Source organism: Acinetobacter sp. IRS14, from assembly GCF_034650275.1.
In the GTDB taxonomy this organism is placed as follows: domain Bacteria; phylum Pseudomonadota; class Gammaproteobacteria; order Pseudomonadales; family Moraxellaceae; genus Acinetobacter; species Acinetobacter oleivorans.
In genome coordinates this window covers 24,271-39,642 of the sequence record NZ_JAOVFN010000027.1, presented here as the reverse complement: position 1 = coordinate 39,642, position 15,372 = coordinate 24,271, and the positions used below count along the sequence as shown (strand labels likewise).

Sequence of the window (15,372 nt, the reverse complement as noted above, 5' to 3'; positions counted from 1 at the left end):
CTTGCCAGATGATTCTAACAAGGTGAATCCAAACGGTGGTGCAATTGCATTAGGTCACCCACTCGGTGCATCAGGTGCACGCTTAGTGACTACAGCATTAAACCAGCTTGAGCAAACAGGTGGTCGCTACGCTTTGTGCTCAATGTGTATTGGTGTGGGACAAGGCATTGCGTTGATTATTGAACGTGTTGAAGCACTTTAAGGAGAAACAAATGCCATCTTTTCAATCTGCCGATGCACAAATTAACTATCAAACTTTTGGCGAACCGTCGTCCCCTGCTCTGGTGTTTTCCAATTCTTTGGGCACCAATTATGGTATGTGGCAAAAACAGTTTAATGAGTTAAAAGATCAATTTTTTGTGATCTGCTATGACACTCGTGGTCACGGTTCATCATCTACGCCTGACGGTCCATATACTGTAGAGCAATTAGGTGAAGATGTTGTCCGTTTACTGGATCATCTGAATATTAGCAAAGCTGCTTTTTGTGGAATTTCTATGGGTGGTTTAACCGGTCAATGGCTGGCAATTCACTACCCTGACCGTTTTAGTCATGTGGTTGTGGCAAATACTGCCGCTAAAATTGGACAAGAACAGGCATGGCTTGACCGTGCAAAATTAGTACGTGAGCAAGGTTTACAACCGATCGCAGCTACAGCAGCTTCGCGATGGTTTACAGATCCCTTTATCCAAAGTCATCCTTCAATTGTCAACAACCTATGTAACGACTTAAGTGCTGGCAGCGCAATGGGTTATGCCAATTGTTGTGAGGCTTTGGCTAAAGCGGATGTCCGTGAGCAGTTAAAAGACATCAAAGTTCCAGTATTAGTGATTGCTGGAACTCAAGACCCTGTAACAACTGTTGCAGATGGTGAATTTATGCAACAACGCATTTCTCAATCAAAGCTTGCAGAAATAGATGCCTCTCATATTTCCAATGTCGAGCAGCCAGAAGCTTTTAATAAAATTCTAAAAGATTTTTTATTAGGTTAATTTTAATGGCTCAAAAGAAATGGCCTATAAAGGCCATTTTTTATATCTCATGGAATCTTTAAACTTAATACCGAATCATGACCGATTTTAATTCGGTGTAATCTTCAATAAATGCATCTGAAAACTCTCTGCCAATTCCTGAAGCTTTTACCCCGCCAAATGGAACTGATGGATCTAAGAACGTATGCATATTGACCCACAAGGTGCCTGCTTCAATCTTAGGAATTAAACGTAAAGCTTTAGATAAGTCATTTGTCCAGATACTTGCGGTTAAACCAAAGCGCGACTGATTCATCAGTTGAACGAGTTCTTCATCAGTTTCGAATGGCATTACCCCAACCACTGGACCAAAAGTTTCCTCTGAAAATAAAGGATCATCGGTATTTTTAAAGGAAATCAAAGTCGGCTGTACAAAATATCCTGATCGATCTAGAGCCCCTCCCCCTGCAATAATCTGGTTGTTTGCTTTTGCCATATCTAAATAATGTTTCACTTTATGAAAGTGTGGCTGATTAGACAGTGGCCCAAACATACTTCCCTCATCCATAGCCGATCCAATTTTGAAACCAGAGAGTGCTTTGGATAGCTTTTCGACCAATTCATTATATTTTGTGTGATGTACAAAAAAACGCTCTGGAGATGCGCAAACTTGACCTTGATGCACAAAAGTGGCTTGGAGCAAAGTCGGTAAAATCTCATCGATATTTGCATCAGCCAAAACAGCTATGGCATTTTTACCACCCAACTCTAGACTGACACGGGTTAAATCACTGCTCATCGCAAGTTTACCAATGGCAATACCTGTTGGTACTGAACCTGTAAACGAGACTTTCTTAACGAGTGGTGACTCAATTAAATATTGTCCTGTCTCCCCCTTACCCGTAACCACATTAATTACACCCGCTGGAATACCTGCTTCAATGGCAAGTTCAGCTAAACGTAATAAAGATAAGCTGGCAAACTCACTTGGTTTAAGCACAATGGTACAGCCAGTTGTTAAAGCTGAGCCGATTTTCCAAATACCAATCATCAGCGAAAAATTCCAAGGCACAATCCCTGCAACCACACCAATCGGTTGTCTTAAAGTAAAGGCTGTATATTTCTCACCTTGCATAGAAGGAATAGAGGGTTGCATGGTTTGACCATTAATTTTAGTTGCCCAACCCGCAAAATATCTCAAGAAAATAACAGATTGTGCGACTTCAAGATGCCGTGAAATATTGATAAGTTTTCCAGTAGACAACGACTCGAGCTGTGCAAGTTCTTCACCATATTGCTCAATTAAATCGGCTAGCTTGTTCAGTTTAACACCACGTTCATACGGCGTTGTTTCAGCCCAAGCATTTTGAAAAGCATGTTCAGCACTTTTCACTGCAATTTCAACGTCTTGTTGACTACCAATACTAATTTGAGCAACAACTTGTTCAGTCGATGGATTCACAATATCCACTTTATCTAAAAGCTCGGCAGCAACTAACTTCCCATCAATAAAATGTCCATGTTGACGCGCCATAAATTGCTGCACGCTTTGTAAAATCTGAACTTCACTCATTTTTATTTCTCTCAATTCATTTAAAAGGATCTATTAATAGATGTATTGCAAAATTAACTGCGCATAGACATTGGTTTTGTCATCGTAGTTTTGTGTACCGCCACTATGGATATCGTGTTTCGGTTTATAAAGCCCTACTAAAGGAATAACATTGAATTTTTTATTAACCGACCAGACCGAAAAAACATCCAGCTCATGTCCGTCTACATTAGTTAAAGACTTATTTACTGTTTTGAACTTATAGGCCAAAGCACCCAACATAAAATTTTCTTTTAAGTTCATCATGTAAGAGACTTGATGAATATCTGCATTTTTATTAAATGGACCAGCATAGTTTCCGGCAACTTCGCCCTGAAACCATGTACCAAACCCAACTGTATTTCCATAAAACATGGTGTCGTATTGGTCTGAAAAATGGCTAAAACGGTAGCCTAATGAAGGCGTATATTTTGAAGATAAAAAATTATAGTTCAGCGCTAAGTAGCCAGCATTTTCTTGGCTATCTTTTTTATCTTGAACTACAAACTCAGTTTTAACTTGTAGCTCTGGTAAAGGTTGATAATTCAAACGTAAAGCATAATTTTTAAGGTCTTGTCGGCCTGAAACGTGTTCAGCATCTTCAAGGTCTAATACATTTAAATAGGTAAATCCAACGCCCTTATCTTTAAGCTGATACATCAGATCAGTCACAAACAATTCAGGTGAAAATTGTGCTTTATTGTTTGACTTTAAATAAGCCAGCTTTAGCGTTGTATTTTCTTGCGGTTTGTATTGAAGCAAACTTGTAAAATCAAAGCTTCGACGAGCTGCCAGATAATATGCTCCGCCCCGATCTAGTGTGCCATCCGCAGGCGCTTTACCGAGATTTAATGCATCACCCGCAATGAAGAACCCATCACCAATCATGATATTTTGTCGACCGATACTTAAATCATAGGTTGTTAATTCATCTTTATTGGTGCCATCTTTAAAACCAATGATCCATTCATTCACATCCGTTTTGCGTTCCTTACCATTACTATTTTGGCCAGCATCACCATCACCAAATGTTGCCGAGCTAATACCGCTCAAGCTTGCATAGAGCTGATTGTTTTTAAAGGTGTAGTTTCCCTTCGCACCATATTTAAGGTGGCCTTCTTGCCAATTGACTCTTTCATCCTCTAGGTTTTCGCCGTTATAGCTTTTACCGCTACTAAAAGCCCCAAAAGTTGCTTCAAAAGTCGGTTTAATTTCAAGCTCACCAGCATGCACAGTTGAAAAAAATGAGACAAAGAGAGTCCCTCTCACAACCTGAGAAAATAAATTTTTCATTGAGAAATTCCTTTTTTGCGAACGACTTACCCATGCTCAGGTGTGGGTAACCGATTCGTTACCCACTCTAGATCATGCACCCGTTTAGTGATGGTCGTGCTGTGTGTTTTGCTCTTCTTCACCCAAGTTTAAAGTCGGGGTACTGTCAAAGAAGTTCCAAGGTTTGATGAGTGTATTCACCCATTCTGTTGGCATGATTGGCCACTCTTCAGCACGTGCCACATGGGTTGTTCCTGTTGTCATCCACACTACAAGGTCTTTATTTTCAATATTTTCATTGTTGCCAATGAATTGTCCTAACCCTGTATCATGAGTTGAACGGTTTGAATATTTCCCTTCTGGATAGCGTTCGTCTGGGTTGTACTGAGTCACCCAAATTTGCTTATCCATAAAGTTCAAACGTTTAAATAACCATTCATCTTTAGAGAAATTGGCTCCTTTTGCCACAGGGTGTGTTCCACCTGCAAACGGAATGAGTTGGTAAGAAACTGGATTACCTAATTTATTTTCCTTATTGAAATTCGTGAGTAAACGAATGGTGGATGGATCAAATTTTTCAGCTGCATTTTGCTCATTCGTAATGACTTTACTATCAATTTGCATTGAGCTTGTACGAACACCACCTTTGTCATTGGCTTTCACCACAGGGTCCATATGCATAAAGCTGTTGTTTTCCCCGTCTACATCCATATCTAAGCGGAAGTTATAGATATGTTGGTGCGTTGTACCGACAATATTATGGTCAATTAAAGTTCCATATTTGGTGTCTTCTTTTGCGGTACTATCATGCATGGTACGTGATTTAACACCTTTAACAGCTTCAATACCTGTTGCACCCGCATTAATCCCAATTACACCATTTTGGGCAAATACCCAGTCAAACATGTAATCGTAGTTTCCAACCGTACTAATCCAGCGCACAACAAGTTCACGGCGGGCTTCACTCGCATCTTGGTTACCAAAAATTTCGTGATGTTTATATTCAGGCCCAGCATAACGTTCAAACACGGCAATGGCATTTGGAATCACTTGTGGCTGGCCTTTATAGTCTGCAATCACGGCATCAAGTAAAACAGCGTTGTCGGGTGCATCTGTTCCCGGAAGAATAGATGAGGTAAGGGTTCCCATACCATATTCGCCAGAGTCCAAATAAGATTTGAAGTACCAACCAATATCAGGGTCACCATATGGAACTACCATTCCACCCAAGTTCCCTTCATACATGACTTTACGCTTAACGCCCTTATCTTTGTAAGTCACGGTTGAAAGCTGTAAGCCAACACGAGAATCTAACGCTACATGCAAACACCAGTTCCCCCAATGTATGGTTTGACCTGTAATGCTAAAGTTCTTACCCTCAGGTTCAGAAATATTGAGTGGTTTTAGCTTACTTGCTACGGGCTTATTCGACATATAAGGTCGATTTGCCATCGGCACAGGAATGATCGCACCTTCTTCAATCTTGATAATTTTTTCTTTATCTAAATCGACTACAGCAACTAAATTTTCAATTGGATGCGCCCAATAATTGCCATCGCCGACATCGAGGTAAGCAACAACTTTTAATATATTGAGTTGTTTGTCTAGACCATCTTTACCGCCAAAATATCCAACAGTTAGTGGAGTAGCAATCACTTTCTTCACATCGGAAATGCCGCGTTTGCGTAACGCGTCTTGATATTCTTTACTTGTCTCAATTACACGTTGTACAGCTTCAAAATTATCGAGCAACACCATTCCATGAGTGTCTTTAAGTACATTCCATTTTGTGACTTGTTGAGTGTTAAGGTTAACTTCACCTTCAATCGCTTGACTCCCCTTTAACAAAATAAATGAGGCAATACGATCTTCTTTAAATTCTTTGTGATTAATAAAGTAATCCCAGACTTTGGCTTTTTCTGGTTCTTTTAACTTTAACTCGGCAAAACGCATATTTTTATAGGCGTATTTCGAGCGATTAATCACATCAAAGGTCTTCTTAATTTCGTCAGAATTTAAGCTATTGAGCGGGTGAAAGGTATTTTCAATTTTAAAAGTTTGATCTAACCCAGACTGGAATACTTCATTAAAAAAATCTTTTCCAATAACAGGTTTACCATCTTTGATTAATAAAGGCACGCTGAGCTTAAAAGGTTTACCATTCACCAAAACCTGATCTGAATTGGGTTTGGCCCGAACCACCATAGAACCTTTGGTGATCATATAAGTATTGGTAAAATCATCTTTGACAACTTTAGCGCCTTGCTCACTCATGTTTTGATAAAGTGAGACCATTTCGGCATGTCCACCATGCGCAAACGCTTGAGTATTGAGTCCCCAAAAGCTTGCAGCGATTGTTAAGTTAAGTGCCAGTATTTTTTGTATGTCATTCAATAATCTTTGTTTACGCATTGGTTTCATCCTTTTCATCTATCCCTAAACTATCTGAATCAGATAGTTAAAATGCACTTCCTGTGAGTGAAATTCATTAGACCAACTTAATAGTTTTATGGTTACTAAGCTTATCTAACCTGCTCTAATGAATTTAATTTCAACACAGTTACATAGGGCTAGCTTGTTCAAGAATGACGTCGAACTTGTCTAAAAATGACATTGAGAGATGAAAGAATTAAACCGACATACCCTCTCTAAATTCTTTAGGGGAAATACCATAAGTCTTTTTAAAGATTTTTGAAAAATGCGCCCCGTCCCAAAAACCCCATTTCAAGGCAACTTGGGTAATTGAGCTTTGTTTATTTCTTTTATCAAGCAAATCTGCTTTGACTTTTTCTAGGCGTTTGAGCTGTATATATTTGTTAATAGATAAATTTTCTTGAAGGAATAAACGGTAGAGATGTCGTAGTGATACCCCAATATGCTCTGCAATTAATTTAGGTGTTAAATCTGGTTTTGCTAAGTTTTCTATAATATATCGCTCGGCTTTTTCCATTAGATTATTGGAGCTATTTATATTTTTATAATTGATTGTGGGTTTGATTAAGGCGATCAGCGCATCTTCAAAAGCATTACCATCCTCGGTTGCGTACCAAAGTTTGATGTTTTCAGCAGACATATTTTTCAAAATATTCTTGAGCAAAAAACCACTCATATTTTGCGTAATCAGTTTTCCAAAATATTCAGTACTAATATTTTCTTTAAGTAATTTTTCACGCGATAGATGGACTGAAATCTGGCTGACTAAACCTTGCGGATACATCGAAATTGTTTCGACCGGATCGACCAACACAATATCGCCTTCATTTAGGCTGAGAGTTTCATTTTTATACTCGAGCAGCATTTTTCCCGAATATTGCAAAATCAAAAAACAAAAACGATTATTCACTCGATCGATTTCATCGGCTTTTCGGACAATCTTATTGGCATTGTTTTTAATAAAAGCAATTTCGGTATCGCCCAATAAAAAGCACTGAACTTCACCAATGAATAAATTACGGGTTCCGTCAAAATCGGTTTCAAAATTGCCGCACACACTTTTAATATGGTGCGTCCATGTGAGTAATGCATCGCTTACATATTGGTTCATCCCTTACCTCTCTATACATGTGCAACCGCTCAAAATTTTGCGTTTGTGGTGGTGCACTGTCTTGGCTTATTTGCAATCTTGTTTTATTGATAAACAAATTGTGTGCCAAAAATTCCTTATCCTTGGAATTGTTTTGATGATAGCCAGCTAGATATGAAGAAGCTGATAAATCAGTTCAATTTATCAGCTTAATGGGACTTATGCTACTCCTGCAAAATCTCGCAGCATGGTAATAAAAATATCCTTTTGTTCCTCAGAATACTTTTTAAATACTTCGTTTTGGTGGCTATCGGCAATATCAAACAAATACTGCGCTGTTTGTTTACCTTTTTCAGTCAGTGCGTATAAATTATCTTGATCGACCAACAATCCTTCAAATTTTAGAATTTCAGCCGATCTTTCAACTTCCTGCATTGGCATAGCAATATCGCGCGGTAAATCTTCCTTACTTGAAGCAGTACCACTAGCCAAAACAAGTAAGAGACGTGATTCACTGGTACGGAACCCAGAAGCCATTTGCTTAGGAATATAGTCGGTTTGATAAGCTTTAAAAGCACGACTCATCAAATAGCAGACATTGTTATATAAGTGCCCATAATGTGTTTGGTCTACGCCGTTCTCTTCCGTTTGCTTAACTTGAAGGCTTGGATGCGGCATGACACAAGAATATGCACCTTGATGGTATACCAACGGGCTTCGGCCTTGGTCATGGAAACGAACCACTTTACCAACAATAATCCAGTGGTCACCACCTTCAATCACTTGATAGCGTTCACACTCAAACACAGCAGAACAATTTTCTAAAATGGGTGCACGTCCTGCACCAAGTTGAAAATTTGTGTCGGCGAATTTATCTATATTGCGTCTCGAAAACTTATTAGACAGCTCAATTTGTGTGCCTGATAAAATATTGACTGCAAAATGTGTCGCTTCTTCAAATACTGAAAAACTTGAAGATTTTTTATCAATACTCCACAAAATAAGTGGTGGGTCGAGTGATACCGAGTTAAAACTGTTTGCAGTTACACCGACTTTCTCACCTTGTGCATTTTGTGCAGTAACAATGGTAACGCCTGTTGCAAAATTTCCTAATGCTCGTCGGAACTGTAGTGGATCGACCGTAAACTCATCTATTTGTTGTAATACATTCATCATCTTTCTCCTAAACCTTCTCTTACATCCATATAAATTGCGAGAGCATTAGATATCTAAAACTAGTCTCGGTGTTTTAGAGCGCGAACAGCACACCAATATTTGTTCATTGCTGGCTTTTTCTTCGTCAGTAAAATAAACATCTCGATGATCAGGTTCGCCTTCAATTACATCGCACATACAGGTTCCGCATACGCCTTGCTCGCAAGACATTTCAATGTCGATGCCTTCTTTAGCCAAAGCCTGCAAAATGGTTTCGCCAGCTTCAACCATAATGATTTTTCCGCTACGCTCAGCCACCACCTCAAATGAATCTCCAGAGGTGTCAGTTTCAACTTGGAAATATTCTTTGTGGATTTGCTGCTCAGGAAAATCGTGTGTCGTAGCAAGGTTAATCACCCAGTCCATAAAACCAACTGGACCACAGGTGTAAATATGGCTTTCCGAGTCAATATCTTTAATGGCAGATTCAAAAAATGCTCGGTGACTTGCACCTTCGGATTTAAAATGGAAAGTCGTGTATTTTGCTAACTCACCATTTTTAATTTCATCAACAAAAGCACAATGTTCAGGACTAGCCCCACAGTAGTGAAGCTCAAATGATTCACCTTCATGTGCAAGTTGATACGCCATCGTGATTAACGGCGTAATTCCAATTCCACCGCCAATCAATACGCTGTGTTTAGCTTTTAAAAGTGGAAATAAATTTTTTGGCTCGCTCACCTGAATTTGCATGCCATCTTTAATTTCATCAAAAGCCGAGACTGAGCCACCACGTGATTCAGGGTCACGTAGAATTCCCAGGCGAAACTTACCTTCGTCATTTGGATTTTGGCAAAGTGAATATTGGCGCACCATGCCATTTGGTAAGTGCACATCAATATGCGCACCCGCTTCAACTTTTGGCAATGTTGCAGAAGTTGCAGATTCAAATTCCATGACTGCAATATTTCCACCTTCCACATGGCGATTTTTAACGACAACATCATAAAGTGTAGTCATGATTTAACTCCCTTTTCATGGTTAAGCGATTGGCTTAACGCATGAATAAACCACCGTTAATATCCCATGTTGCACCAGTCACAAACCCCGCATTTGGACTCGCAAGCAACCCACAAGTTTCTGCAATAAAATGCATACTTCCTAAGGCTTTAACCGGAATATTCTGGATGAACTGTTCCATTTTTTCGTCAGACACCACACTATGAACGATTGGTGATTCCATCGGTCCTGGTGCAACCGCATTGACCGTAATCCCTTTTGCCGCAAACTCTTTGGCAAAAATTTTGGTTAACGTCACAATGGCACCTTTGGTTGCTGCATAGTGTGCACCTGTTGCAGTACCACCATTTTGTCCCGCTAAAGACGCCATATTAATGATGCGTCCATAGCCTTTTTTAGCCATATATTGACCAATAATTTGACAAGCTTGAAAGGTACCGCGTTGGTTGACTTGGGTCACCCAATCAAAATCGGCTGCGGTAATTTCAAGTACTGGCGTTGCTTTGGTGACGGTGGCATTGTTAATCAACACATCAAGTTTAGAAAATTTCTCTTCAATCCATTGCACGGCAGCATGGAAATCAGCTTCAACCGAAATATCTAATTTCAAGGGAAACATATTTTGTGCATATTGACTTTGTGCCTTAGCATTTTCAGCTTTTTCAAGCGTACTCGCTGACAAAATCACTTGATGGCCTTGGCTCGCAAAATATTCAGCAATCACATTACCGAGTCCAGAAGCAGCACCTGTCACTAAAACAACTTGTTTCATGTTACCGCTCCTAAAGAATGTAGCTAATACCAGCTAAGGTATCGGTTGAGTTAACCAAGTTAATGATTTTACGGTTAATCTTAAAGCCTGTAGCCGCATCACGCGTCAAATGGTACGTAATATCTGCGGTGTAATGCTTGAGGTTTTCTTTACGAAACTCGCGCAAGTTTTGAGCACAACGCAAAACGATTTGATTATCTTGGTCTTGAATAACACGTACTCGAGAAACACTACGTACGGTATTTGCTTTAGGTGCTGTAGAAATCGCTTCACCATTTTCCAGACGCTCTACACGCAAAGTACGCATATGATTATCGTCATAGGCATAATTTAAGTTGTTTTCGTAGTCAGTGAGGTTTGGGTCAATTGGAATGATATAGACACCTTTTTCATTCCATAAGTTGAGCCATTCACGGTATTCACTGTGGTCCAACATATCTGCTTCAGCCCAGATGAAAGCAGTGACTTCATTTAATAATTGCAGATTCATATTCATTGCTCTCTCCTTAAGCCTTCATCATCTTTTTCCACTGCTGATATGCTGCACGCATACCTGTTTCAGCACTGACATCACTTTTTAAGCCATCTTCAGTTTTGACTTCGCCCGGCAAACCGCGGTTGAGCATGATCCATAAATCATTACCTGCATTGGCGCCGTGTTGTACGCGTTCCCAAGCTTCAGAGTCATCTGGCGTACCAAAACCAAATGGGCCTTGGAAATGTTCATGCAAACGTAAGCGATATTGGTTGGCAATTTGCGGACCACCGTCCATGGTAATTACCGAGTGATGAATTTCTGTTTCAGCCACCGAAATTGGCTGTAAAACACGGAAAAATGCCATCGAACATGCAATATTCGGGAATAAATTTAAGTTAAAACCAGAACCCCCAACTGCACGAACAATACGGCGTACTTCTAATTCTTCATGACCTTCATCACGCAAAGCTTGAGCCAAATCTTCAAAACGTTCTTGTATTGGACGTTCCATGAGCTCTTCGTCTAAATCAACCAGCTCAGGAATCATCACCATCACACTGTGACCGTTTCCTAAGTCTTCAACAAAACCTGGTTGATTTTCGAAGTTAAAGAGTTCTTCGGTTTTTTCATCGACAGAACTTAAGAATGACTTGTGTACCAACGGGAAGTGATATGCATCAGTAGTATTTTCAAGCTGGATTTTCCAGTTACCCGGAAAACGGAAACGGTGTTCACCCAACACTTTAATTGGATAACCCGCACCTTGTTTCATAAATAGGTCAATCCATTTTTTTGCTGGCCCAAGGAACTCTTCAAGCGGTTGAATATCTTCTTTAAATGAAGCGAAGATCATGCCGTTATATTCTTCTACACGTAGACTCACCAGTGGTAATTCAGACTTATCTAAACAATCACCGTAACTTTCCGGAGATGGGACTCCGCGTAAACTACCATCAAGTGCATAACTCCAACCGTGGTACGGACATACAAAACTATTGGTTTTTCCTTTTTTATGTTCGCATACGGTTGCGGCACGGTGACGGCAACGGTTTAAAAGTACATGGACTTTCTTTTTACGGTCACGCACCACAACCACAGGTTGTTTACCGATGTTAATCGTTTTATAGCTTCCACCTTCTGGAATTTCGCTGGCATGCGCAACCCACACCCAAGTGCTATAAAAGATTTTTTCCATCTCTTCATCAAAAATGCGTTCATCTTTATAAAGAGAAGTATGGGCACGGTCACTTTGAACCAAAGCATCGTAATCAATGCCGATGTTATGCGTCGGGATAATACTGTTCATATCAATAGTCCTTTTAAATATGTCCTGGGTCATTCCTGGGAAGGTACCGGCAGTTCGGCTTCACTGTGCCAATGCGATACGGGACGACTGAAAATATTCTGTGTTTGGAAATGTTTAATTTTCCATGTTCCATCTGCTTGCTTTTGGAACTTCACGTTGAGCTTTGCTGTATTCAGATGACTACGGCCATCTTTAAACGTTGAAGTCTGCAACATCAGCCATGAAGCATTTGCATCATTTTGATTTACATAAATTTGTTCTGAATTTACAAAGTGTGCATTCATAACAAAGTGAGATTCTTTTTGGGTATAGCTTTTAAACATGTCGTAAATCGACTGCCAAGAATCATAACGGCCAAAGGATTTGGCATATTTCTCACCAATACCCTCCCAAATACAGTCTTGATCAAAAAGATTCATCAGCTCATCAATATCTGTATTTGTATTGAGCTCGTCGCAGATTTCCATATAACGGTTCAAACAATTACGAATGGCGTTGTGCGCTTCTAACTGTTCTAACCGTTCCATGATTTCTGCAAGATTCACTTTGTCATTCATTGCCATCGCCTTAACGTTGGATAATCAATTCGCGCCCAACACGAGCTTCAACTTTGCAATATTTCCAAAGTTTGTATGGCCCTTCACCCACCACGGTTGTTCTAAACAAGTTACAAGCCGCGTGTACGGTTTCAATATCTGGAACATCTGCAAGCAAATAAGTTGTCCAAGGCCAGCCCGCACTTGGGCCAACCATGCTTTGGTCATCATCAAGATTTCCAAAAACATGTACGCCCGGTAAGTCATGAATACCATTCCACATTTCACCAAACGCTGCCCAAACTGCTTTTGCTTCAGCAGGTTCTGCATCAAAAAAGTTTTGGTTAATACCCATGCAGAACAAAACGCGTAATGATTTTTTAGCTTCCATTTCAATATCCTTTTAAAAATTAAACTTATAAATAACCTGGGGTTGGTTTTAACCCGAAACTGATTGAGCCTGCATTTTGTAAGGTCGCATCGCCCATAAAGGCATGCTGAGTCACCACGTTGGTGTCATTCACAAAACGGCTAAATGGATTGTTGGTATAAATTGCTGTCATACCCGCGAGCATTTGCATTTTTCGGGTCACTTTGGCGCAAACTCGAGCCGCATGAGTACATGCCAGACGCATATCGCTAATTTGTTCAGCAGTTGCTTCACGACCAGCAATAATTTCATTCCAGACAATATCCATGGTTTGATAAAACCAAGACTTTGCAGCCTGAAACTCTGCATCAGCTTGAGCAAACTCATATTGAGTTACTGGTCGGTTTGCAATTTCTGACCCGCCAGTAATGGATGCTTTACCTGGAGCTAATTTTTCAAATTCTTCTAATGCAGCAGCTGCGACCCCAATACCCACCACGGTTAATACTTGAGTCGCTAAAGACAGCGACGGATATTTAAAAAATGGCTCGCTGAGTTTTGAAGGTTCACCACGTACAAAGGTCCATTTCTTTTCGACCAATACATCTTCGACGACTAAGTCATGGCTTCCTGTTCCTTTTAAGCCAACGGTGTCCCAAGTCATTTCAATTTTGGCTTTTTTGGCAGGCATCACTGCCATGCGTGGTAAGCCTTGCATTTCATTGTTTTTAAGCGGTGAAATCCCCACGCCGACAATGTCAGCTCCCATACAGCCGCTGGAAAATTTCCAACGTCCACGAACTACGACACCTTCATCGGTAATTTCGGCAGGTTGTGGTGGGAAAATACCTCCAGCAAACACCACATCTGGGCCGTTTTGGTACAATTCTTTCAGTGTATCTTCAGGCAAGCTTCCCAAATACGCAGGGCTCATACCGAAACTTGCTACCCAACCGACTGAACCATCAGCTTTAGATAATGTTTCAATCAATTCACAAAACTGTCGTGGCGAACATTCGTCACCGCCAAAACGTTTCGGAACCAAAGCACGGTAAACACCGATTTGCTTAAGCTTTTCGATAATGTCTTGGCTCACATAGGCCTGATTATCAAATTCACCTGTACAGGCACGCTCACGAATTTCTTGACACAAAGCGTCTAAGTCAACTACTTTGTCTTGAGAAGCAAACTCCATTTTAGACAACTTATTCATCATCTAACTCCTTGTAATTTATTGCATTGCATCAACACAAAATTTAGCTATAGCGCATAATTGCTCATCTTTTTGATGCTTCGATACGATCTGTAAGCCCACTGGTAAACCTTCACTGGTTTCAAGTGGCACTGAAATAACGGGATGACCTGATAAATTAAATGGTCGAACTAAACCTGTAAGATTCAAAAAAGCGACTGTGTTTTCAGCTTCAGAAACTTTCGGTGGAATTTGTGGAAGTGTCGGCAGGACCAATGCATCATATTTTTCTAATAAAGCATCGAGTTCTTGGGTGAGCTGCGCTTTCACAGCTTCCGCTTGTTGTACTTGCTCTAAAGTGGTGTGTGCCGCTTTTAATAAACGACCATTTACATCAGAACCAATTAAGCCGGTTTGAGTTAACTCACCAAAAGCTTGCCAATTTTCATAATTAATAATCTGCATGCCTGCGTCATAAGCCGCTTCAAAATGTTCAACTTTTTCTGAAGTGATCTGTAAATTGGCTTTTTGAAGTGCTTGATGAATACAGTTCCAAACAACCTCATCTGCTTTGACATCGAGAACAGCAATTTTTGGTGTACGAGTAAATTCAGTAGGTTTAAAAGTTGGATCAATAATTTGCATGGCCTTTTCAATCATATCGACTGAATTTGCAAAAGGACCAACACAATCTAAAGAACTCGACGGTGGATATACGCCTTTTCTGCTGACACGACCGAAAGTTGGCTTTAATCCAAAAACTCCGCAGCACGCAGCGGGCATACGGATAGAACCGCCCGTGTCTGTACCTAAAGTAAAGTCAGCTTGTTTAGCAGCAACTGCCGCAGCCGAACCACTCGAAGAGCCGCCTGGAATAAGTTCAGGATATTTTGGATTGATGGGTGTACCAAAAGCATGGTTAATGCCCGTAATTCCAAAAGCCAATTCGTGCAAATTTGTTTTCGCAATAATTTCACAGTCAGCTTTTAAAATGTTTTTAACCACCTCGGCATCATCTTGAGCAGGTTCAACATTTAGTAAAGCTCGACTACCAGCAATGGTTTTTAGACCTTGAATATCAATTGTATCCTTGACCATCACCTTGAGCTTGCCACTTCCTTTGTGCACGCTTTGGCTAACAATATTCATTCACTTTTCCATGTATTTTTATTCATTAATTAAAATA

The 15,372-nt window shown here is 40.2% G+C and carries 14 protein-coding genes and 1 pseudogene; 2 read left to right on the top strand and 13 right to left on the bottom strand.

The window, feature by feature from the left end:
* A pseudogene (locus ODQ17_RS17380) lies at nucleotides 1-202 on the top strand (acetyl-CoA C-acyltransferase); the annotation flags it as partial.
* A 10-nt stretch (nucleotides 203-212) separates the two neighbouring features.
* Complete coding sequence (gene pcaD, locus ODQ17_RS17375; RefSeq protein WP_322905225.1) at nucleotides 213-992, top strand: 3-oxoadipate enol-lactonase; 780 nt, start codon at nucleotides 213-215, stop codon at nucleotides 990-992.
* A gap of 64 nt (nucleotides 993-1,056) precedes the next feature.
* Here the strand turns inward: pcaD and ODQ17_RS17370 are convergent, their stop codons facing one another.
* The 13 genes from ODQ17_RS17370 to ODQ17_RS17310 all read right to left on the bottom strand — a co-directional run bounded on the left by ODQ17_RS17370 (nucleotide 1,057) and on the right by ODQ17_RS17310 (nucleotide 15,335).
* Nucleotides 1,057-2,544, bottom strand: coding sequence for an NAD-dependent phenylacetaldehyde dehydrogenase (locus tag ODQ17_RS17370; RefSeq protein ID WP_322905223.1), 1,488 nt, complete (start codon nucleotides 2,542-2,544; stop codon nucleotides 1,057-1,059).
* 33 nt (nucleotides 2,545-2,577) lie between these two features.
* Nucleotides 2,578-3,795, bottom strand: coding sequence for a hypothetical protein (locus ODQ17_RS17365; protein WP_322905231.1), 1,218 nt, complete (start codon nucleotides 3,793-3,795; stop codon nucleotides 2,578-2,580).
* Between the two features lie 144 nt (nucleotides 3,796-3,939).
* The gene (gene tynA, locus ODQ17_RS17360) at nucleotides 3,940-6,255 is read right to left on the bottom strand and encodes a primary-amine oxidase (protein WP_322905221.1); all 2,316 of its coding nucleotides are present in this window, start codon (nucleotides 6,253-6,255) and stop codon (nucleotides 3,940-3,942) included.
* A gap of 208 nt (nucleotides 6,256-6,463) precedes the next feature.
* Nucleotides 6,464-7,378: a transcriptional regulator FeaR gene (gene feaR, locus ODQ17_RS17355; RefSeq protein WP_004708584.1), complete on the bottom strand. Its 915-nt coding sequence runs from the start codon at nucleotides 7,376-7,378 to the stop codon at nucleotides 6,464-6,466.
* 198 nt (nucleotides 7,379-7,576) lie between these two features.
* The gene (locus ODQ17_RS17350) at nucleotides 7,577-8,533 is read right to left on the bottom strand and encodes a p-hydroxyphenylacetate 3-hydroxylase reductase component (RefSeq protein ID WP_311073900.1); all 957 of its coding nucleotides are present in this window, start codon (nucleotides 8,531-8,533) and stop codon (nucleotides 7,577-7,579) included.
* 45 nt (nucleotides 8,534-8,578) lie between these two features.
* Nucleotides 8,579-9,532 (bottom strand): PDR/VanB family oxidoreductase, encoded by a 954-nt coding sequence (locus ODQ17_RS17345; protein WP_100193537.1) that lies wholly within the window; start codon nucleotides 9,530-9,532, stop codon nucleotides 8,579-8,581.
* 34 nt (nucleotides 9,533-9,566) lie between these two features.
* Nucleotides 9,567-10,304, bottom strand: a complete 738-nt coding sequence (locus tag ODQ17_RS17340) for an SDR family NAD(P)-dependent oxidoreductase (protein ID WP_322905218.1) — start codon at nucleotides 10,302-10,304, stop codon at nucleotides 9,567-9,569.
* 10 nt (nucleotides 10,305-10,314) lie between these two features.
* A complete protein-coding gene (locus ODQ17_RS17335; protein WP_322905216.1) occupies nucleotides 10,315-10,800 on the bottom strand; it encodes an aromatic-ring-hydroxylating dioxygenase subunit beta in 486 nt (161 codons plus the stop codon).
* A gap of 10 nt (nucleotides 10,801-10,810) precedes the next feature.
* Nucleotides 10,811-12,088, bottom strand: coding sequence for an aromatic ring-hydroxylating oxygenase subunit alpha (locus ODQ17_RS17330; protein WP_019458819.1), 1,278 nt, complete (start codon nucleotides 12,086-12,088; stop codon nucleotides 10,811-10,813).
* A 29-nt stretch (nucleotides 12,089-12,117) separates the two neighbouring features.
* Nucleotides 12,118-12,651, bottom strand: a complete 534-nt coding sequence (locus ODQ17_RS17325; protein WP_322905214.1) for a nuclear transport factor 2 family protein — start codon at nucleotides 12,649-12,651, stop codon at nucleotides 12,118-12,120.
* A 4-nt stretch (nucleotides 12,652-12,655) separates the two neighbouring features.
* Entirely contained in the window at nucleotides 12,656-13,015 is a 360-nt protein-coding gene (locus ODQ17_RS17320; RefSeq protein WP_000387554.1) for a hypothetical protein, read from the bottom strand.
* Between the two features lie 25 nt (nucleotides 13,016-13,040).
* Nucleotides 13,041-14,189: an acyl-CoA dehydrogenase family protein gene (locus ODQ17_RS17315; RefSeq protein ID WP_322905229.1), complete on the bottom strand. Its 1,149-nt coding sequence runs from the start codon at nucleotides 14,187-14,189 to the stop codon at nucleotides 13,041-13,043.
* A gap of 36 nt (nucleotides 14,190-14,225) precedes the next feature.
* Nucleotides 14,226-15,335 (bottom strand): amidase, encoded by a 1,110-nt coding sequence (locus ODQ17_RS17310; protein WP_322905212.1) that lies wholly within the window; start codon nucleotides 15,333-15,335, stop codon nucleotides 14,226-14,228.
* Between the last annotated feature and the right edge of the window lie 37 nt (nucleotides 15,336-15,372).